The organism is Variovorax glucosi (assembly GCF_051216695.1).
In the GTDB taxonomy this organism is placed as follows: Bacteria; Pseudomonadota; Gammaproteobacteria; order Burkholderiales; family Burkholderiaceae_C; genus Variovorax.
Genome location: NZ_JBPJZE010000004.1, coordinates 449,795 through 469,699, shown reverse-complemented (window position 1 = coordinate 469,699; position 19,905 = coordinate 449,795). Strand labels below are relative to the sequence as shown.

22 protein-coding genes and 1 tRNA gene are annotated in these 19,905 nt (G+C 65.3%); 15 read left to right on the top strand and 8 right to left on the bottom strand.

Annotated elements, in window-relative coordinates:
* The first annotated feature begins 1 nt into the window (after position 1).
* The 8 genes from ACSFA3_RS20615 to ACSFA3_RS20580 all read left to right on the top strand — a co-directional run bounded on the left by ACSFA3_RS20615 (position 2) and on the right by ACSFA3_RS20580 (position 6,487).
* On the top strand, positions 2-1,843 hold the full coding sequence (locus ACSFA3_RS20615) for a tetratricopeptide repeat protein (RefSeq protein ID WP_435507352.1): 1,842 nt from the start codon (positions 2-4) through the stop codon (positions 1,841-1,843).
* A gap of 1 nt (position 1,844) precedes the next feature.
* Positions 1,845-2,348, top strand: coding sequence for a lipoprotein insertase outer membrane protein LolB (locus ACSFA3_RS20610; protein ID WP_435507351.1), 504 nt, complete (start codon positions 1,845-1,847; stop codon positions 2,346-2,348).
* Positions 2,345-3,250, top strand: coding sequence for a 4-(cytidine 5'-diphospho)-2-C-methyl-D-erythritol kinase (gene ispE / locus ACSFA3_RS20605; protein ID WP_435507350.1), 906 nt, complete (start codon positions 2,345-2,347; stop codon positions 3,248-3,250). The genes ACSFA3_RS20610 and ispE overlap by 4 nt, the downstream gene beginning before the upstream one ends.
* 38 nt (positions 3,251-3,288) lie before the next feature.
* Positions 3,289-3,365, top strand: a tRNA-Gln gene (locus ACSFA3_RS20600).
* Positions 3,366-3,483: 118 nt separating this feature from the next.
* Entirely contained in the window at positions 3,484-4,458 is a 975-nt protein-coding gene (locus tag ACSFA3_RS20595; RefSeq protein WP_435507402.1) for a ribose-phosphate pyrophosphokinase, read from the top strand.
* A 125-nt stretch (positions 4,459-4,583) separates the two neighbouring features.
* Positions 4,584-5,288 carry a 50S ribosomal protein L25/general stress protein Ctc gene (locus tag ACSFA3_RS20590; protein ID WP_435507349.1) on the top strand — a complete coding sequence of 235 codons (705 nt, stop codon included), beginning with the start codon at positions 4,584-4,586 and terminating at the stop codon, positions 5,286-5,288.
* 70 nt (positions 5,289-5,358) lie between these two features.
* Positions 5,359-5,994, top strand: coding sequence for an aminoacyl-tRNA hydrolase (gene pth, locus ACSFA3_RS20585; RefSeq protein ID WP_435507348.1), 636 nt, complete (start codon positions 5,359-5,361; stop codon positions 5,992-5,994).
* The gene (locus ACSFA3_RS20580) at positions 5,966-6,487 is read left to right on the top strand and encodes a hypothetical protein (protein WP_435507347.1); all 522 of its coding nucleotides are present in this window, start codon (positions 5,966-5,968) and stop codon (positions 6,485-6,487) included. The genes pth and ACSFA3_RS20580 overlap by 29 nt, the downstream gene beginning before the upstream one ends.
* Here the strand turns inward: ACSFA3_RS20580 and ACSFA3_RS20575 are convergent.
* Complete coding sequence (locus ACSFA3_RS20575; RefSeq protein ID WP_435507346.1) at positions 6,471-6,755, bottom strand: YfhL family 4Fe-4S dicluster ferredoxin; 285 nt, start codon at positions 6,753-6,755, stop codon at positions 6,471-6,473. The two genes, ACSFA3_RS20580 and ACSFA3_RS20575, sit on opposite strands and share 17 nt — an antisense overlap.
* Positions 6,756-6,817: 62 nt before the next feature.
* On the opposite strand from ACSFA3_RS20575, the gene ACSFA3_RS20570 reads away from it, so the two are divergent.
* The 6 genes from ACSFA3_RS20570 to ACSFA3_RS20545 are packed head-to-tail and all read left to right on the top strand — an operon-like array spanning position 6,818 to position 13,330.
* Positions 6,818-7,768 carry an ABC transporter permease gene (locus tag ACSFA3_RS20570; protein ID WP_435507345.1) on the top strand — a complete coding sequence of 317 codons (951 nt, stop codon included), beginning with the start codon at positions 6,818-6,820 and terminating at the stop codon, positions 7,766-7,768.
* Positions 7,765-8,646 carry an ABC transporter permease gene (locus ACSFA3_RS20565; protein ID WP_435507344.1) on the top strand — a complete coding sequence of 294 codons (882 nt, stop codon included), beginning with the start codon at positions 7,765-7,767 and terminating at the stop codon, positions 8,644-8,646. Before ACSFA3_RS20570 ends, ACSFA3_RS20565 begins: the two co-directional genes overlap by 4 nt.
* A 3-nt stretch (positions 8,647-8,649) precedes the next feature.
* Positions 8,650-9,639 carry an ABC transporter ATP-binding protein gene (locus tag ACSFA3_RS20560; RefSeq protein WP_435507343.1) on the top strand — a complete coding sequence of 330 codons (990 nt, stop codon included), beginning with the start codon at positions 8,650-8,652 and terminating at the stop codon, positions 9,637-9,639.
* Positions 9,636-10,469 carry an ATP-binding cassette domain-containing protein gene (locus ACSFA3_RS20555; protein WP_435507342.1) on the top strand — a complete coding sequence of 278 codons (834 nt, stop codon included), beginning with the start codon at positions 9,636-9,638 and terminating at the stop codon, positions 10,467-10,469. Before ACSFA3_RS20560 ends, ACSFA3_RS20555 begins: the two co-directional genes overlap by 4 nt.
* A gap of 23 nt (positions 10,470-10,492) precedes the next feature.
* Positions 10,493-11,980, top strand: a complete 1,488-nt coding sequence (locus ACSFA3_RS20550) for an ABC transporter substrate-binding protein (RefSeq protein WP_435507341.1) — start codon at positions 10,493-10,495, stop codon at positions 11,978-11,980.
* An 18-nt stretch (positions 11,981-11,998) separates the two neighbouring features.
* Complete coding sequence (locus tag ACSFA3_RS20545) at positions 11,999-13,330, top strand: tetratricopeptide repeat protein (protein ID WP_435507340.1); 1,332 nt, start codon at positions 11,999-12,001, stop codon at positions 13,328-13,330.
* Positions 13,331-13,360: 30 nt separating this feature from the next.
* On the opposite strand, the gene ACSFA3_RS20540 is transcribed toward ACSFA3_RS20545, so the two are convergent.
* Entirely contained in the window at positions 13,361-14,044 is a 684-nt protein-coding gene (locus ACSFA3_RS20540; protein WP_435507339.1) for a histidine phosphatase family protein, read from the bottom strand.
* 32 nt (positions 14,045-14,076) lie between these two features.
* Here ACSFA3_RS20540 and ACSFA3_RS20535 point away from each other — a divergent pair, with 32 nt between their 5' ends.
* Positions 14,077-14,808, top strand: coding sequence for an alpha/beta fold hydrolase (locus ACSFA3_RS20535; protein WP_435507338.1), 732 nt, complete (start codon positions 14,077-14,079; stop codon positions 14,806-14,808).
* Here ACSFA3_RS20535 and pxpA read toward each other — a convergent pair.
* The 6 genes from pxpA to ACSFA3_RS20505 all read right to left on the bottom strand — a co-directional run bounded on the left by pxpA (position 14,805) and on the right by ACSFA3_RS20505 (position 19,904).
* A complete protein-coding gene (gene pxpA, locus ACSFA3_RS20530; protein WP_435507337.1) occupies positions 14,805-15,548 on the bottom strand; it encodes a 5-oxoprolinase subunit PxpA in 744 nt (247 codons plus the stop codon). The two genes, ACSFA3_RS20535 and pxpA, sit on opposite strands and share 4 nt — an antisense overlap.
* Positions 15,538-16,605 carry a 5-oxoprolinase subunit C family protein gene (locus ACSFA3_RS20525; protein ID WP_435507336.1) on the bottom strand — a complete coding sequence of 356 codons (1,068 nt, stop codon included), beginning with the start codon at positions 16,603-16,605 and terminating at the stop codon, positions 15,538-15,540. The genes pxpA and ACSFA3_RS20525 overlap by 11 nt, the downstream gene beginning before the upstream one ends.
* A complete protein-coding gene (pxpB, locus tag ACSFA3_RS20520) occupies positions 16,602-17,219 on the bottom strand; it encodes a 5-oxoprolinase subunit PxpB (RefSeq protein ID WP_435507401.1) in 618 nt (205 codons plus the stop codon). The genes ACSFA3_RS20525 and pxpB overlap by 4 nt, the downstream gene beginning before the upstream one ends.
* 68 nt (positions 17,220-17,287) lie before the next feature.
* Entirely contained in the window at positions 17,288-17,788 is a 501-nt protein-coding gene (gene coaD / locus ACSFA3_RS20515; protein WP_435507335.1) for a pantetheine-phosphate adenylyltransferase, read from the bottom strand.
* A gap of 53 nt (positions 17,789-17,841) precedes the next feature.
* Positions 17,842-18,540 (bottom strand): RsmD family RNA methyltransferase, encoded by a 699-nt coding sequence (locus tag ACSFA3_RS20510; protein WP_435507334.1) that lies wholly within the window; start codon positions 18,538-18,540, stop codon positions 17,842-17,844.
* Positions 18,541-18,563: 23 nt separating this feature from the next.
* On the bottom strand, positions 18,564-19,904 hold the full coding sequence (locus ACSFA3_RS20505; protein WP_435507333.1) for a M16 family metallopeptidase: 1,341 nt from the start codon (positions 19,902-19,904) through the stop codon (positions 18,564-18,566).
* Between the last annotated feature and the right edge of the window lies 1 nt (position 19,905).

Genomic DNA, 19,905 nt, shown 5'->3' with positions numbered 1-19,905 from the left:
GATGACCCCTATGCCCCGCCGCCTTCGCCTTGCAGCAGCCATTTCCATCATGCTGGTCGCTGCGGCGGCACAGGGGCAGACCAGCCCGAGTGCCGATCCACCGGCCGTAGCGCCAGCCGCCGAGCCGACCAGCCCCGCACCCATCGTCGATCCTGCCGCTAAGCCGCTGGTCGCGAAGGATGCGAAAGAATCCAAGGATTCGCCCCAGTCGTCCGCGTTGACCGCAACGCTTTTCTACGAAGTCCTGATCGGTGAACTGACCGCACGCGGCGGCGATCCGGGTGCCGGGTATGCGCTGGTTCTCGACGCCGCACGTCGCACGAAGGACAGCGCACTGTTCGAGCGCGCGATCGAGATCGCATTGCAGTCGCGCTCGGGCGATGCGGCATTGGCTGCGGCCCGAGCGTGGCAACAGGCCGTGCCCGACAGCCGCGACGGACGCCGCTTCGAATTGCAGATACTCGTCGCGCTCAATCGCATTGAGGAAACCGCCGAACCGCTGCGCGCCGAGATCGCCGCGACACCGCTGCCCGAGCGTCCGCTCCTGATGACGGTGATTGCGCGCAACTACAGTCGTGCCACCGATAAGAAACTGGCTGCAGCCGTCGTAGAGAAGGCACTCGTCGACGACATCGCCAACCCGCTGACCGCAGGACTCGCGTGGACGACGATCGGTCGGCTGCGCCTGATCGCTGGAGATTCATCGGGTGCGCTCGAAGCCGCCTTGAAAGCCCAGGCTGCCGATCCGAAGTTCGACGGGCCTTCCCTCATCGCGCTCGATCTGATGGGCCCCGACCAGCCGCTGGCCGAGCCCATCGTCAAGCGGTATCTGTCCGATCCGGCAGCGCTGCCCGAAATCCGCATCGCCTATGCGCGTTCGCTGATGGAAGCGCAGCGCTATGCCGAAGCCACCGTCGAATTGAACACGCTCACCACGACCCAGCCCGCCCTGCCGGGTCCGTGGATCCTGCTCGGCATTCTTCAGGTCCAGATGAAGCAGGATACGGCCGGCGAAAAGTCGGTCCTGCAGTATGTGAAGCTGGCAGAGGCTCGCGCGGAGAACGACGAGGCCCGTCGTGGGCTGCCCCAGGCCTATCTGCTGCTGTCGCAGATTGCCGAACGCCGCAAGGACTTTTCCGCAGCCGACAAGTGGTTGGCGCGCATCGACAGTTCGGAGGAACCGGCGCTGGGCCAGATACGCAGGGCGGGGCTTCTGGGACGGCAGGGAAAAATCCAGCAGGCGCGTGAAATTCTTCGGGCCTTGCCCCAGACGACGCCCGCTGAAATAAAGCAGAGGCAGTCGGCCGAACTCCAGATCCTGCGCGATGCCAAGGAATATCAGTCTGCCTATGACCTGCTGGTTCAGGCAAACATGGCAACCCCCGAAGATGCCGACCTGATCTACGACCAGGCCATGATGGCCGAGAAGCTGAGCAAGCTCGACGAGATGGAACGTCTGCTGCGTCAGATCATTGCCTTGCGGCCCGAAAACCAGAATGCCTACAACGCGCTGGGCTATTCGTTCGCCGATCGCAACATCCGCCTCGATGAAGCGCGCACGCTGATACGGAAGGCGGCTTCGCTGGCACCTCAAGACCCGTTCATCGCCGACAGCCTCGGCTGGGTCGAATTCCGGCTCGGCAACGCAGCCGAGGCTCGCAAGATTCTCGAAAGTGCCTACCAGCGCCGTCCCGATGCGGAGATCGGTGCTCACCTGGGCGAAGTTCTCTGGAATGCCGGCGACCGGGAACAGGCACTGAAGATCTGGCGCGAGTCGTCACTGGTCGATGCCGAGAACGAAACGCTGCAGGAAACCCTCAAGCGTCTGCGCATAAAGCTCTGAGATGCGTTCCAGACGCAACATCCTGGCCATGGCCGGCGCGGCTCTCGGCCTTCTTGTCGCCGGTTGCGCAACGCCCCGGCAGTCGGTAGACACCACGACGTCGATCCGCGAAAGCTGGAGCGGCCGGTTGTCGCTTCGCGTGGAGGGCGAAGCGTCGCAGAGCTTTGCCGCACTTTTCGATCTTCGCGGTGCGCCCGAGCGCGGCACGCTTACGCTCACCAGCCCGATCGGCAGCACCCTTGCCGAGTTGCGCTGGACGCCTACCGAAGCACTGCTGCTCAACGGCAGCCAGACGCGGCGCTTCGAATCTGTCGACGCACTGGTATTGGCGGCAACGGGCGCTGCGGTGCCGGTGCGCGCGCTGTTCGCGTGGCTCGATGGCCGTGACGAAGGCGTTTCAGGCTGGCGCGCAGACCTGTCGCAGCTTGCAAGCGGCAGGTTGAATGCAGTGCGCGAGACGCCGTCTCCGCGCGCCGAACTCCGCGTCATCTTCGATCGCCAATGAAAGCGCTCTACGACCTGCCTGCGCCGGCAAAACTCAACCTTTTCCTGCACATCACCGGGAGACGCAACGACGGCTACCACCTGCTCCAGTCCGTCTTCATGCTGATCGACTGGAGCGACACGCTGCACATGGAACTGCGCCATGACGGCATCGTTTCTCGAGAAGACCTCACCACGGCGCTACCGGCTGACGATCTGATCGTTCGCGCCGCGCGCGCACTCAAGGCACATGCGACGACGGACCTGGGCGTGCATATCGGCGTCGAGAAGCGCGTTCCGGCGCAGGCTGGCATGGGCGGAGGCTCATCCGATGCGGCAACCTGCCTGCTCGCGCTGAATCGGCTATGGAAACTGAACCTGCCGATTTCCACACTGGCGAAGATCGGGCTCTCGCTCGGCGCAGACGTGCCGTTTTTCCTCTGTGGACATAACGCATGGGTCGAGGGAATCGGCGAATCGATCACACCTGTCACATTGCCGCCAGCGCGCTTCGCCGTGGTCAAGCCGGAAGCCGGTCTGGACACCTCGTTAATTTTTTCTGCGCCTGATCTCGAACGCTCCACGCCGGCTGCTATAATTTCTGGCTTTGCTGCACACAGCGTAGCTGATGTAGAAGGTATCGCGAAAGCGATGGACGTGAACAAGCCCTATGGCTTCGGACACAACGACCTGCAGCCTGTTGCCCAGCGGCTTTGTCCCGCAGTGACCGACGCCATCGATTGGCTGGGTCGCGAAGGACTGAAAGCCCGGATGACCGGTTCGGGAAGTGCGGTTTTTTCGGTTCTGCCGACAATGCCGAGTTCATCCAGCAACCTTCTGCTTGCCGAGATCCCCAGGGGCTGGCAAGTTCGCGAGTGCAGCAATCTGGCTGTTCATCCTCTCGCAGGTTGGGCAGTTCAGTAGACCGATATCGGTTCGAGGCGCAAGCTTCGGACCCGTGTAGGGGAGTCGCCAAGCTGGTTAAGGCACTGGATTTTGATTCCAGCATGCAAAGGTTCGAATCCTTTCTCCCCTGCCAAAATTTCAGGTACAGCCTTCGGGCCGTACCTCCGGCTTCGCCGAACGTACCGGGCGTAGCGAAGACCACGAAAATACTGTCGACTCCCTGAAGGGTCTTTCCCATGCTGGACGCACACATGCAGGCCCAACACCCTGATTTCATGGTTTTCACCGGGAACGCCAATCCGGGTCTGGCGGCGGAGATTGCTCAAAATTTGGGCACCACGCTCGGCGCGGCCCGCGTGGGTCGTTTCTCCGATGGCGAAGTGACCGTCGAAATCAATCAGAACGTCCGGGCCCGCGATGTGTTCGTCGTCCAGTCGACCTGCGCGCCGACCAACGAAAATCTGATGGAACTGCTGATCATGGTCGATGCGCTCAAGCGCGCTTCGGCCGAGCGGATCAGCGCGGTCATCCCCTATTACGGTTACGCCCGTCAAGATCGTCGTCCGCGTTCGAGCCGCGTGCCGATTTCGGCCAAGGTCGTCGCCAACCTGCTGCAGACCGTCGGTGTTTCGCGCGTCCTCACGATGGACCTGCATGCCGACCAGATCCAGGGCTTCTTCGACATCCCGGTAGACAACATCTATGCATCGCCAGTCTTGCTCGGCGACCTCCGGGCGAAGAATTACGAAGACCTGATCGTGGTTTCGCCGGACGTCGGCGGCGTGGTTCGTGCCCGTGCACTGGCCAAGCAGCTCGGCACCGACCTCGCCATCATCGACAAGCGTCGTCCGAAAGCGAACGTGAGTGAAGTGATGAACGTGATCGGCGAGATCGACGGCCGCAACTGCGTGATCATGGACGACATGATCGACACCGCCGGCACGCTGGTGAAGGCGGCAGAAGTGCTCAAGGAGCGCGGCGCCAAGAAGGTCTACGCGTACTGCACGCACGCCATCTTCTCGGGTCCGGCCATCGAGCGCATCGCGCAGGGTCCGGCACTCGACGAAGTCGTCGTGACCAACACCATTCCCCTTTCCGACAGCGCGATGGCCTGCGGAAAGATCCGCCAGCTCTCCGTGGCACCGCTGATCGCCGAAACGATCCAGCGCATTGCCAAGGGCGAGTCGGTGATGAGTTTGTTCTCGGATCAGGACAACCTGTTCTGAGCAAAAAGCCAGCCTCTCAGCGCTCGAATGCGTGACGGGGCTATTTTGAAACCGGCGCCGCACTGGTCGCGGTCGGCGCTCAAGAAGCGATACGGCAGATCCGCCATCGCTCCAAGGAGTTAACTATGAAATTCGTCGCTTTTGAGCGCGCCAAGCAGGGCACGGGTGCGAGCCGCCGTCTCCGCATCTCGGGCAAGACCCCCGGCATCGTCTACGGTGGCGAAGCCGCACCGCAACTGATCGAAATCGATCACAACGCGCTGTGGCATGCCCTCAAGAAGGAAGCTTTCCACGCATCCGTCCTCGAGATGGACGTCGACGGCACCGTGAGCAAGGTTCTGCTGCGCGATGTGCAGTATCACCCGTTCCGCCAGCTGGTCCAGCACATCGATTTCCAGCGCGTCGATGCCCGCACCCGCATGACCATGAAGGTTCCGCTTCACTACAAGGGTGAAGAAGAGTCCGACGCCGTGAAGCTCGAACTGAACCTCGTCACGCACGTGATGACCGAACTCGAAGTGAACTGCCTGCCGTCCGAACTGCCTGAGTTCATCGAAGTCGATCTGTCCGGTCTCAAGAAGAACGGCACCGTGACGCTGAAGGACATCAAGCTGCCGCGCGGCGTGCGCTGGGTCAGCCACGGCAAGCAGAACCCGGTGCTCGCATCGGCAACGCCGCCAGCTGCCGAAGAAGTCGATCCGGCCGTCGAAGCTGCAGAAGCGGCTGCAGCTGCTGCTGCCGCACCGGCTGGCAAGGGTGGCAAGGGCGCTGCCGCGAAGACGCCAGCGGCCAAGACGCCTGCTGCCAAGACCCCGGCTGCGAAGAAGTAATTCTTCCCTCCGGTTTCTTGAACGGCCCGCCTCGTGCGGGCCGTTTTCATTGGTGCCGATAATTATTCCCATGATCAAGCTGTTTGTCGGGCTCGGTAATCCGGGCCCTGAATATGAGGCCACGCGGCATAACGCCGGTTTCTGGTGGATCGATGCGCTAGCCCGCGACCTCAAGGTTTCGCTCGTGCCCGAGCGGGCCTATCACGGCCTCGTGGCGCGCACGCAAATCGCCGGTCGCCCGGTCTGGCTGCTGGAACCGCAGACTTTCATGAATCTGTCTGGCAAGTCCGTGGCTGCGCTGGCGCGCTTCTTCAAGCTCGAACCGAGCGAGATTCTTGTCGTGCACGACGAACTCGATGTGGTGCCGGGCCAGGTCAAGCTCAAGTTCGGCGGTAGCCACGCCGGCCACAATGGCCTGCGCGATATTCACGCACAACTCGGTACGGCCGATTACTGGCGGCTGCGCGTCGGCATCGGACACCCAGGCGTCAAGTCCGAGGTCATCCATTGGGTTCTGAAGAAACCTCTCAAGGAACAGCGCGAGGCGATCGACGATGCCATCATCCGCACCCTGCACGCCGTGCCGGCGCTGCTGGCCGGCGAGATGGAGAAGGCAACGCTGCTGATCCACACGAGCAAACCGCCGAGGCCGAAACCGCCACGCCGGGAAACCGACGGTGGCGAAACACCACCGGCTGCAACATAGCCCTTCGCGACGCGACGGGGGAAAAAGAAGAATGAACCCGTCACCTCGCCTCCGCGCCGCGCTTGCCGCCTTTGTCTCCCTTGTCGCCACGACCCTGATTGCATCTCTCTGCGCTGCTTCGGCAAATGCTGCTTCCTCCAAGGAAGCTGCAAGGACCTGGCGTTGCGGCAATGCCTATTCTGATCAACCTTGCGAAGGCGGCAGACGGATCGACACTGCCGACCCGCGCAGCGCAGAGAACCAGCGCGCCGCCGAAGCAGCGACATTGCGCATCGAGCGCAAGGCAGACGCCATGGCACGCGAACGGATGCAGCTGGAGAATTCGGCGGCCGGACGCGGCAGCGTCAGCATCATTGCCGACCCGCGTGTCGCGGCACGCAAGGAGCGCCTCGCGCTGCAAGCGGCACAAAGAAAAATCGATCGGGAAGACGAAGCCCGGCGCAAGCCCCGCACCGTTCACGACAAACGAGTAAAGGTCAAGCCGGCGAGCTAGTCGCGTCGTGCGCGACGGTTTTTTCTGCCTTGAGGCGCAGGTACTTCTCGTACAGCGTCTCGCGCGTTTCCACATGGTCAGGGCTTACCGGAATACACGCCACCGGACATATCTGAACGCACTGCGGCTCATCGAAATGGCCAACGCATTCGGTGCACTTCTTCGGGTCGATCTCGTAGATTTCGACACCCATGTAGATCGCGTCGTTCGGGCATTCGGGCTCGCACACGTCGCAGTTGATGCATTCGTCGGTGATCATGAGGGCCATGCCCGATTATCGGTCCTGGGCACGGATGCTGCTTCTTCCCGGGTTATGCTGCGCTTCGCCCCATGAGCCTCTTCATTTTCAAGCGCTTTGCGACGCTGATCGGCACCCTGATTGGCGCTTCGATCATCGTTTTCCTGGTCCTCGAAATCCTGCCCGGCAATGCTGCGCAGTTGATGCTGGGGCCCGATGCCGCACCCGATGCCGTCGCCGCGCTCGCCGTCAAGCTCGGCCTCGACCAGCCGGCCTGGACGCGCTACTGGCACTGGGTCGGCGGCATGCTGACCGGCAATCTCGGCGACAGCTATGCGTACAGCTCGCCGGTGCTCGACCTGATCCTCGAGCGCCTCGCGCTCACCGTGCCGCTGGCGCTGATGGCGATGGCGCTGACCACCGTGCTGGCGCTTCTCGTCGGCGTGACGGCTGCGGCACGCCACAACAAGCTCGGTGACGTCGGACTGATGAGCATGACGCAGGTAGGCATCGCGATCCCGAATTTCTGGTTCGCGATCCTGCTGATCCTGGTGTTCTCGGTGCAGCTCAAATGGTTCTCTGCCGGCGGTTTCGATGGCTGGGGCGAAGGCATATTCGCCGGCCTCAAATCGCTGCTGCTGCCGGCGCTCTCGCTGGCAGTCGTGCAGGCGGCGATCCTCGCGCGCATCACGCGCTCTGCGGTGCTCGAGGTGATGCGAGAAGAATTCGTCCGCACTGCGCGAGCCAAGGGCGTTTCGCGGCGCGCCGTTCTGTGGACGCACGTGCTGCGCAACGCGATGATCCCGGTCATCACGGTGATGGGCATGCAGTTCTCCGAGCTGCTCGCCGGAACGATCGTGGTGGAAAACGTGTTCTATCTGCCGGGACTCGGCCGGCTGATCTTTCAGGCGATCAGCAACCGCGATCTGGTCGTGGTGCGCAATTGCGTGATGCTGCTGGCGGCAATGGTTGTCATCGTCAATTTCATCGTGGACGTGCTTTATGCCGTCATAGACCCTCGCATCAAGGCGTCCGACATATGAGCGCCCTCCCCGTCTTGGCGCCGAGCGGCGCCGCGCTCAAACTCCCTGGCTTCTGGCACCGCGCACTGCGCCACCGCAGCTTCGCCATCGGCGCCGTGCTCACGCTGTTGCTGGTGCTCGCCGCGACCGTGTCTCTGATCTGGACGCCGTGGTCGCCTTACGAAATGGACATGCCGAGCAAGATGCAGCCGCCAAGCTGGTCGCACTGGCTCGGGACCGACAGCTTCGGGCGAGATGTCGCTTCGCTGTTGCTGGTTGGCGCGCGGGCGTCGATCCTGGTCGGCGTGATCGCGGTCGGCATAGGACTGGTCGTCGGTACAGGGCTCGGCCTGCTGGCTGCGGCGCGGCGCGGCTGGGTCGAGGAAGCGATCATGCGGCTCTCGGACTTCTCGCTCGCGTTCCCGGCGATCCTGTCGGCCATCATGATGACGGCGGTCTTCGGGCCGGGCATCGTGAACGCGATCGTCGCGATCGGCATCTACAACATCCCGACCTTCGCGCGCATCACCCGCGCATCGGCCAACGCGATCTGGTCGCGCGAGTACATCGCCGCGGCGCGCGCCTGCGGCAAGGGCGCGTTCTCGATCACTTTCCAGCATGTGCTGCCGAACATTTCCGCAGTGCTGATCGTGCAGATCACGATCCGCTTCGCCATTGCTATCCTGGCCGAGGCGGCGCTGTCATACCTCGGGCTCGGCACGCAGCCGCCGCAACCGTCGTGGGGACGCATGCTGAGCGAGGCGCAGACGCTGATGTTCCAGGCGCCGCTGCTTGCCGTGTTTCCGGGCGTGGCGATCGCGCTCGCGGTGCTCGGGCTGAACCTGCTCGGCGACGGTCTGCGCGACCTGCTCGACCCGCGCCTGGCAAGGGCACGCTGAACCATGCCACTCCTCCAAGTCGAAGACCTCCACATCCGCCTGCAGACGCAGCGCGGCCCGGCCGATGCGGTGCGCGACATCGGCTTCGCGCTGGAGCGCGGCGAGACGCTGGGCATCGTCGGCGAATCGGGCTGCGGCAAGTCGATCACGGTGCAGTCGCTGATGGGGCTGCTGCCTTCGAGCGCTCAGGTGGGCGGCAGCATCCGTTTCGACGGCACAGAACTGGTCGGCCTGGACGAGCGCGCGATGTGCAAAATTCGCGGCAACCGCATCGGCATGATTTTTCAGGAGCCGATGACGGCGCTGAACCCGGTCCACACGGTGGCGCGACAGGTCGGCGAACCGCTGCGGCTGCATCGCGGGCTGACCGGCGCTGCTGCGCGCAAGGAAGTGCTGGCGCTGCTGGAGCGGGTCGGCATTCCGGATGCCGCTTCGCGCCTGGACGCCTATCCGCACCAGTTCTCCGGCGGGCAGCGGCAGCGCATCGGCATCGCGATGGCGCTGGCCTGCGGACCCGACCTGCTGATCGCAGACGAACCGACGACCGCGCTCGACGTCACGATCCAGAAGCAGATCCTCGACCTCATCAAGAACTTGGTCGCCGAGCGCGGCATGGCGCTGATCCTGATCTCGCACGACCTGGGCGTGATCGCCAACACGGTGTCGCGGATGCTGGTGATGTACGGCGGCACGGTGGTCGAGAGCGGTCCGACCGCAACGGTTTTCGCAGAGCGCGCACATCCGTACACGCAAGGGCTTTTCGCGGCCCGGCCGGTGCTGGGCGCGCCGCGCGGTGGGCGGCTCGCGACGATCCGTGGCAGCGTGCCGGAACTGATGGACATGCCGCCGGGCTGCCCGTTCGCAGGACGTTGCGCCTTCACCATCGACGCTTGCGAAACCACGCGACCGCCGGCCGTCTTGCTGCCGAACGACCACGTCGTGCGCTGCATCCGGCTCGACGACGTCGCCGCAGCGCAGAGGTCGTCAGCATGACCGCGAACATCGCGCCGCTGCTGCAGGTCACCGACCTGGTCCGCCACTATCCGATGCCTCGCGAATCGCTGTTAGGCCCGGTGAATACCGTGAAGGCGCTGAACGGCGTGAGCTTCACCGTCGAGGCAGGTCGCAGTCTGGGCATCGTCGGCGAATCGGGTTCGGGCAAATCGACCATCGCGCGCCTCGTGATGGCGCTCGACAAACCGACTTCCGGCAGTGTGCAAATGCTCGGGCGCAATCTGCACAAGATTTCGACTTCCGAACTGCGTACCGCGCGACGCGATTTCCAGATGGTGTTCCAGGACCCGTACGGCTCGCTCGATCCGCGGCAGACGGTGGCGCGCATCGTTGCCGAGCCGCTCGAAGCGCTGGCCGGAAGCAGTCGCTCCGAACAGCGCGAGCGCGCCTCCGAGTCGCTATCGGCCGTCGGGCTGCGCACCACCGATCTCGACAAATACCCGCACGAATTCTCCGGCGGCCAGCGCCAGCGCATCGCCATCGCGCGGGCATTGATCACGCGACCCAAACTGATCGTCGCCGACGAACCGGTCAGCGCACTCGACGTGTCGGTCCAGGCGCAGGTGCTCAACCTGATGCAGGATCTGCAGCAGCAGTTCGGCATCAGCTATCTTCTGATCAGCCACGATCTCGCCGTGGTGAACCATCTGTGCGACGACGTGGCCGTGGTGCTGAAGGGCAAGATCGTCGAACAAGGCCCGCCGGAGCGGCTGTTCCGAGACGCGCAGCACCCATACACGCGAAGCCTGCTCGACGCCGTGCCGCACATGCCGACGACATCGAAAACGCTGGCAATGGCGCGAACCTGAATTCCAACCTGGAGATTTTTCGAATGCTGAATCGCCGCACCCTCCTCGCCACCGGCAGCGCCGCCGTGGCGCTGGCCTCGCCGCTCGCCGCCCTGGCGCAGAACCGCAAAGACGCCATCGTGCTGGGCATGACGCTGGAGCCGACCGGGCTCGACCCTACGACCAGCGCTGCAGCGTCGATCTCCGAAGTCACGCTCTACAACATCTACGAGACGCTCACCAAGATCAACGAGAACGGCAGCGTGACGCCGCTGCTGGCCGAGAGCTGGGACGTGTCGCCCGACCTCAAGACCTACACCTTCCGCCTGCGCAAGGGGGTGAAGTTCCAGAACGGCGAGCCGTTCAATGCGCAGACCGTGAAGTTCAGCTTCGAGCGCGCCGGCAGCGACAAGAGCACCAACAAGGACAAGCGCACCTTCGCCAGCATCGGCGTGCAGGTGATCGACGACTACACCGTGGTCCTGCTGACCAAGGAAATCGACCCGGACTTCCCGTTCGCGCTCGGTCAGGCGACGGCCGTCATCGTCGAGCCCAAGAGCGCCGACACCAACGCCGCCAAGCCGGTCGGTACCGGTCCGTACAAGCTGGATGCTTACAACAAGGGCGCGTCGCTGGTGCTCGGCAAGTGGGCCGAATACCGCAACCCGGGCCAGGCGAAGATCGCCAAGGTCACCTTCCGCTTCATCTCGGACGCCGCTGCGCAGGCCGCGTCGCTGATGGCCGGCGACGTCGACGTATTCCCGCGCGCCGGCACGCGCATCGTGGCGCAGTTCAAGGGCAATCCGCAGTTCCAGGTGATCCTGGCCGGCTCGCGCGCCAAGACGATCCTGGCGATCAACAACGCGAAGAAGCCGCTCGACGACGTGCGCGTGCGCCGTGCCATCCTCGCAGCCATCGACCGCAAGGCGATCGTCGAAGGTGCGGCGGACGGCTTCGGCACGCCGATCGGCAGCCATTACGTGCCGGGCGCGGCGGGTTTCATCGACACGACCGCGATCAATCCGTTCGACGTCGAGAAGGCGAAGAAGCTTCTGGCCGAAGCCGGCGTCAAGTTGCCGCTCGAACTCACGCTGACGCTGCCGCCGCCGCCGTATGCGCGCCAGGGCGGCGAGATGATCGTCGCGCAGCTCGCCAAGATCGGCATCGTGGTGAAGGTGCAGAACGTCGAGTGGGCACAGTGGCTGAGCGGCACCTACGGCGCGAAGAATTACGACCTGTCGCTGATCTCGCACGTCGAGCCCTTCGACATCGGCAACTACGCGAAGTCCGATTACTACTGGGGCTACCAGTCGAAACCCTTCGTCGCGCTGTACGACAAGATCAAGAACACGTCGAACGCCACCGAGCGCAACAAGCTGCTCGGCGATGCGCAGAAGATGCTGGCGGAGGATGCGGCCAACGGCTTCCTGTACCAGCCTCAATTCCCGACCATCGCGAAGAAGAATGTGAAAGGTCTCTGGAAGGAGCTGCCGATCTTCGCGAACGATCTCTCGGCGCTGTCCTGGTCCTGAGCGTGGCTGGCTGACACCATGACGATCGACGCACTCGGCAATCCGGTCACGCTGGTCGATCCGGCTGCGCTGGCCGCCGTCGACGCATTTGTCGGAGGGTTCATTTCCTGCGAAGCGCGGGCCGCCGATGTGCTTGCAGCCGCCGAAGATCGCAGTCCGCTAGTGCAAGCGTACTGCGCCGCGCTGCACATGTTCTCCGAGTCGCGCGAGGGTGCGCCCGAAGCGCGACGCTTCATCGACCGCGCGCAGGTCGGCGCGTTCCGCACGACCACACGAGAACAGCGTTTCATCGCCGCCGTCTCCGCATGGATCGACGGCGACGTTGCCGGCGCCATCGCGCTGCATCAGGAACAGGCACGCGAACATCCGCGCGACCTCGTCTCGGTCAAGCTCGGCCAGTACCACTGCTTCAACACCGGCGACTGTCCCGGCATGCTGCGGCTTGCGCTGTCTGCGCTGCCCGCCGCTGCCGACGTGCCCTACATGCACGGTATGGCCGCGTTCGGCTACGAGCAATGCCACCTGATGCGCGACGCCGAGGCCAGCGCGCGCAATGCGGTCGGCATGTGCCGGAAGGAGCCGTGGGCGCATCACGCCCTGGGCCACGTGATGCTGACCGAAGGCCGGCTCGCCGAGGGCCTGGATTTCATGCGCGGCGTGAGCGACACATGGACCGGCCTGAACTCGTTCATGGTCACGCACAACTGGTGGCATGTGGCGCTGTTCCTGATCGACCTCGGCCGCGACGACGAGGCGCTCGCCGTGTACGACGACCACGTGTGGGGCGTTGCCAAGGACTATTCGCAGGACCAGATCGGCGCGGTGTCGTTGCTGGCGCGCTTCGAGCTGTCGGGCATCGATGTCGGTACGCGCTGGGACGATGTGGCGCAGCGGCTGACGAATCGGCTGGACGACCATGTGCTGCCGTTCCTCGACCTGCAATATCTCTACGGACTCGCGCGCGCCGGCCGACCCGAAGCCGACACGCTGCTGCGGAACATCGAAACCTTCGCCGCGCAGGCGCCTGCCGCGACGCGCCCCGCGTGGGAGCGCGTCTGCGTGCCGGCAGCGAACGGCCTGCTAGCACATGCGCGCGGCGATTTCGTTGCTGCCGTCGAAGGGCTCGGCACGGCGCTTCCCAGACTGATCGAAATCGGCGGCAGCCATGCGCAGCGCGATCTGTTCGATCAGGTGTATCTCGATGCGCTCGTGCGTGCCGGCACTGAGCGCACGCTGGCGGCGGCGCAGGGAATTCTTCAGCAGCAGCTCAACGGGCAGCCGGAGTCGCTGCGGTTGCGCCGGCAGACCGGGGCTGTGTACGGCGCGTTGGGGCTGGATGCACTGGCTTGAGATGCCAGGCACGACCGCACGGTGCCGCCTCTACTTCTTCTCGAGATGCCGCCGCTGGTCGTACACCGGCTGCGGCGGCAGGTCGGCCAGATGGCGCGTGTCGGCCCAATAAAGAATTTCGATCTCCGTCGGCTTTTCCGAATTCGCCAGCCGGATGCGGTTGATGCCCGCATTCGGAATGTCGCTCTGCCGCGGCCCGTTCAGGCCCAGCCCGTGCGCGGTGCGCCAGACCATGTCCAGCACGCCGCCGTGCGTGACGACCAGCAGGTTCTTCCCGGCATGCGCGGCCGCAATCGCGCCCAGCGCGCCGATCACGCGCGCATGGAACTGCCGCGCCGACTCGCCTTCGGGCATCGCGTGGTCTTCCCGAAATTCCAGCCAGTCTTCCCAGGCGCGCGGATGCAACTGCCGGATGTCCTCGGCCCGCAATCCCTCGACGACACCGAAATGCTGCTCGCGCAGTCCGGCCTGCGTCACCACCTTCAGCCCGAGCTGCTGCGCCGCCGGGGCTGCGGTCTGCTGCGCGCGCATCAGGTCGCTGCTGAACGCATGGTCGACCGCTTCGCCGGCCAGCCGGAGACCGACCCGACGCGCCTGCTCGTGGCCGGCATCGTTGAGCGGAATGTCGACGTGGCCCTGGAAGCGCAGTTCGCGGTTCCAGGCGGTTTCGCCGTGCCGGACAAGAATGATTTCAGTTGCGTTCGGTATGGACATGCTTCGGGATTGTCCTCGCTGAAAATGTAAATATGTCTTCAACGCCCCAACTCGTCTTTCTGCCCGGTCTCGCCTGCGACGCACGCATCTGGCAATCGCAGCTGGCCGCCGTCGCCGGCCTTCCCTTTCCGCTGAAAACAAGCGTCACCGACGCCCACACGCGCCACGACCGCGCCGAAGCAATGGCGACCGCCGTATTGGCCGAACACGATGGGCCACTGATCCTCTGCGGCGCGTCGATGGGCGGCATGGTCGCGATGGAAGCGGCGCGACAAGCGCCGGATCGCATCGTCGGGCTGGGCCTGTTCGGCACCAATCCGCGGCCGGAGACACCGGAGATGTTCAAGCTGCGCGAATCGGCCATCGGCCTGTTCGAGCGCGGCGACGCGCGCGAGCTGATCGAATTCAACGCCGTGTTCGCCTTTCATCCCGCGCAGGCCGCCGACAAGGCGCTGCTGCGTCGCTATGTGGAACTGGTGCTGGACGCAGGCGTCGAGCAGTTGATACGCCAGAACCGCGCCGTGATGCACCGGCCCGACGCGCGCAAGCATCTGCCGTCGCTGCGCTGTCCGGTGCTGGTCCTGTGCGGCGACGGCGACCGGCTGACGGCGCCCGACTGCTCGCAGGACATCGCCGATCTCGTGCCGCAGGCGGAACTGCACTTCCTGCCGCAATGCGGTCACATGCTGACGATGGAAAAGCCGGCGCTGGTGAACGCGGCGCTGGTCGACTGGCTGAGCCGCCTGGATGCGCTGAAGCGTTAGGCCCCGGTCGCCATGATGGCGATGCCTTCGCGCTCCAGCGTCTCGCGGATGCGGCGCGCAAAAGCCAGCGCATGGGCACCGTCGCCGTGCAGACACACGCTCTGCGCATTGACCGAAACCACGCTGCCGTCGACGGCAGTGACCCGGTGGTCGCGCACCAGCGACAGCGTCTGCGCCAGCGATTGGTCCTCGTCGACGATCAGCGCATTCGGCTGGCTGCGCGGCACCAGACTGCCGTCGGGCATGTAGCCGCGGTCGGCGAAGACTTCCTCGACCGGTTTGAGCCCAGCGCGCTCGGCGGCGCCGATCATGCCGCTGCCGGCCAGCCCGAAGAAGCGCAGGCCCGGGTCGAAACGCCGCACCGCTTCGCACAGCGCCTCGGCAAGCTCGGGCTCCTTCACCGCCTGGTTGTAGAGCGCACCGTGCGGCTTGACGTGCGCCAGCGTACCGCCCTCGGACCTGACGATGGCCGCCAGCGCGCCGATCTGATAAAGCATGCCGTCGATGACTTCCTGCACCGGCAGGTTCATGGTGCTGCGGCCGAAATTGGCGCGGTCGGGGAAACTCGGATGCGCGCCGATGGCGACGTGGTTGTCGATGGCCCAGCGCACGCACTGGCGCATGGTCGACGCGTCGCCGGCATGCCAGCCGCAGGCGATGTTGGCCGAGCTGACGAGCCCGAGCAGCGCTTCGTCGCTGCCGGCGCCTTCGCCGAGGTCGGCGTTCAGGTCAATCTGCATGGGTTGCTCCTTCGATGATCGGCCAGCCGGCCGCTTTCAAGCCTTGCAGGACTTGCGCCAGGTAGCGCTGCTGCGCTTCCCATGCCGCGAGCGCAGCGGTCGTATCGACCCGCACCATCCGCAACTGTCCGCCGAGCGGCGCCTGCGCCAGCTTCCAGAGATCGGCCCGGATCACCACGCCGATGCGCGGATAGCCGCCCGTCGTCTGCGCATCGCCCATCAGGATGATCGGCTGGCCCGACGGCGGCACCTGCACCGTGCCGGGAATGACGCCCGACGAGAGCATGTCGACCTTGTTCGTGCGCTGCAGCGAAACGCCCATGTCGACCGCCTCCAGCCGGCTTCCCATGCGGTTGCTCTGCGGCGTGATGCGCCAGGGCGCCGAATACCACGCGGTCTGCGCCTCGGGCGTGAACTGATGGAATTCCGGGCCGGGCATCACGCGCAGCGGGATTGCGTCGCCGAAGTCTTCGCCATCGTCGCCGGCACCGAACAGCGAGTCGCTTTTCTTCCTGCCCTCGATGTCCCATTCGGGTCCGCGCAGGCCGAATGCGCGGCGCGCGCGCTGCGTTGCGTCGAGCGTCGTTGCGCCCAACGGCAACCTGTCGCCTTTCTTCAGCGCGCGACCCTGATGTCCGCCGAAGCCGGCCTTCAGATCGGTACTGCGCGAGCCGAGCATCGGCGGCACGTCGATGCCGCCGGCCACGGCCAGCCAGGTGCGCAGCGAGCGTTTGTCTGCGGCAGCGCCGGCGAGCGTCAGCGTCTGGCCGGCGGAAACTGGAACGCTCCAGTTCGGGAACAGCGGCAAGCCGTCCAGCCGCGCGCCGAAATCGCCGCCGGTCAGCGCGATCCGCGTCGCGGTCTCGAAGCGCAGCGTGCAGCCGCCCATCGTGAGTTCGAGCCCTGCGGCGGACTCGGCATTGCCGACCAGCCGGTTGGCCAGCGACATCGCCAGCGCGTCCAGCGCACCGCCAGGACAGATACCGCGCTGGCGAAGTCCGTGGCGACCGAGGTCCTGCACCGAGGCCAGCAGGCCGGGTTTGGCGACGACGATCATGCGTCGATGCTCTCGATGACGAATCGCACCCGGTCGCCCGGTCGCAGCAGGGTCGGTTCAGCCGCCTGCGGATCGAACATCGCGAGCGGCGTGCGGCCGATCAGCTGCCAGCCGCCCGGCGACACCAGCGGATAGACGCCGGTCTGCGAACCGCCGATGCCGACCGAGCGCGCGGGCACCGCCGAACGCGGCTCCGCGCGGCGCGGCGTCGCGAGTTCCGGCGGCAATCCACCGAGGAAGCCGAAACCGGGCAGGAAACCGAGCAGGTAGACGACGTATTCGGCGTCCGAATGGCGACGCACAACTTCTTCGGCAGAAAGACCCGTGTGCGCGGCGACATCCGCCAGATCGGGACCGTCGACGCCGCCATAGGCGACCGGAATCTCGATGGTGCGGGCATCGCGCTCGTCCTCCGGCACTGCGAGTTGCGGCCAGGCGGTCAGCACCTGGATTTCGAGTTCGGTCGCATCGATCAGCCGCGGGTCGTACATCAGCGTGAGGTTGTTCATGCCGGGCAGGACTTCATGCACGGCCGGCCATTGCAGCGCCTCGGTGGCAAGCGCCCAGATCTGCCGCTGCTGCGCCAGCGTGGCGGGCGGCGGCAACTCGCACATCAGCGCGGCGTCGCCCAGCGAATGCAGCCGAGGTAAAAGTGCGGAAGGTGTAGAAGGTGCGCGGGGCACTATTCGCGTCCCAGGCTGCGCACCTTGGCAACTAGCTTTTCCTGCACGTAGGGCGAGACGAACTTGTCGATCTCGCCGCCGAGCATCGCGATCTCGCGCACGAAGGTGCTGGAGATGAACTGGTATTTGTCGCTCGGCGTGAGAAACACGGTCTCGACATCGGGCATCAGCGAGCGGTTCATGCCTGCGAGCTGGAATTCGTAGTCGAAGTCGGTGACCGCGCGCAGGCCGCGCACCATCGCCTTGCCGCCGCGCGACACGACGAAGTCGCGCAGCAGGCCGGAAAAGCTTTCGACAGTCACGCTCGCGCTGTAGGGCTTGACGGCCTGATTGACCATGTCGATGCGCTCGTGCAGCGGAAACAGCGCCTTTTTGTGATGACCCGCAGCCACCGCGACGATCACATGCGAGAAAAGCTGCGTTGCGCGCCGGACCACGTCTTCGTGGCCGAGCGTCATGGGATCGAATGTGCCGGGGTAAACCGCGATCACGTTGGACATCGTTCGGACTCCTCGTTGGGCCATCGCGGCCGTGCTGATTCGAATCTGTCCAATTATGCAGTTGGGCTGTCCGGCGCCGGAGCAGCTTCAGCAGCTTCGGCCGGAAGCGCCGGTGCTGCCGGTGCATCGAGCGGCCGCAGCAGATGCGCGTGCACTGCGCCGGCCTTCAGGTAACGGTAGACCTGCAGGCCCAGCGGCGCGAGTTCCTCGTCGGTCCAGACGCGCGGCGCTTCGAGATAGACGGCGCCGTCCGGATGCAGAGCGCGGGCGGCGGCACGCAATGCGGGTTCGTAGATGGCGGGCGATTCGAACGGCGGATCGAGCAGCACCAGATGCACGCTGCCTGACACCGCGCGCTCGACCGCCGTGACGCCGTTGCCGCGCTCGATGCGCACCATCTCGGCCTTGAGCTTTGTCTTGGCCTTGTGCAGTTGCACGACCAGATCGCTCTCCTGCTCGCAGAGCAGCACCGATGTCGCACCGCGCGACGCCGCTTCGAGCCCCAGCGCGCCGGTGCCGGCGAATGCATCGATGACCTGCCATCCGGGAAGTTCGCCGCCGCCGACGCCGGCGATGCTGGCAAGCCAGTTGAACAGCGTCTCGCGGACGCGGTCGGGTGTCGGGCGGAGACCGGGTTTGTCGGCGACGGCGAGGCGCGTGCGCTTCCACTGGCCACCGATGATGCGCACTTCGTGCGGGCGCTTGTCCTTGTGGGACGGCTGCTTGGCTTTGGGGGGAGAAACCTTCTTCATGCGCCCGAGCTTAGCCTGCAAGCTCAGGGCTTTCCGCCCACCACCACCGTCACCATGCGTTCGGGCTGCAGCTTGCGCGCGAAAGCCGCCTTGATGTCCGCCGCCGTGACGGCATTCATGCGCGCCGTCCAGGTGTCGAGATAGTCCAGCGGCAGGTCGTTCCAGGCGATGTTCGCGACGTTGCCCAGCAGCTTGGCATTGCTGTCGAGCAGCAGCGGAAAGCCGCCGATCAGGTTGTCCTTGGCCGCCTTGAGCTCCGCTGGCGTCGGTCCTTCGGCGACGAATTTCGCCAGCACTTCGCGCGAAACCTTCACCGCCGCCGCAGCCTGGTCGGGCCGGGTCTGAAAAGCAACGCGGAAGGCGCCGGCCTGCAACCCCGGCGAGAACCCGCTGTAGACGCTGTAGGCCAGGCCGCGCTTCTCGCGCACCTCGTTCATCAGCCGCGACACGAAACCGCCGCCGCCGAGAACGTAGTTGCCCAGCGTCATCGCGAAATGATCCGGGTCGCGCCGCACATAGCCGGGCTGGCCGACGATGACATGCGCCTGCGCCGAATCGAACGGCACGTTTTCTTCAGCCGGTGCGGTGAGCGCGGCGACTTCCGGCACGGCGGGCAACGGCTCGCAAGCGGTCGTTGCGGGCAGGCGCGACAGCAGCTGCGTGGCGATCGCCTCGGCCTGCGCCCGCGTCACGGCGCCGACGATGCTGAGCTTGGCGCGGCACGGCTGGATCAGACGCTCGTAACGCGTGCGCATCGCGGCGACGTCGATGGCCGCCAATGTCGCTTCGGTGGTTTCCTGGCCGAGCGGCTGGCTGCCGTAGACCAGCTTGGCGAATGTGCGGCCGGCGACCGTCGCAGGCCTGGTGTTCGCTTCCTTGATCGCAGCGTTGATCTGCTGGCGCTCGCGTTCCCAGATGTCGGCCGGGAACGACGGCTCGCCGATTTCGCGCGAAGCGAGCGCGACGGCCTTGCCGAGCAGCGCCGGGTCGGCCAGCGAACGCAGCGAGAAGCTGATGCGCTCCGAACCCGCCCCGGCATTGAAGCTGGCGCCGAGATCGGCCCAGGCTTCGCCGAGCGCGTTCTCGTCGAGCGCCGGCTCGCCGCCGCTGGCGCGAACGCCCTTCTCGACCATCGACGCGCTCACGCCGGCCAGACCGGCCTGCGCGGCCGGATCGCGACGGCTGCCGGCGTCGAAGTCGACCTGCACATCGACGATGGGCAGCGCATCGGTCGCTGCAAGGTAGATCCTGGCGCCGTTGGCGAGCGTCCAGTGCTGGATCGGAATGGCTGCGTGGGCGCCGAGGCCCGTCAACAAGGCCGCGCAGGCGGCGAAAGCGAGGCCGGTTTTCTTCAGGGACAACATG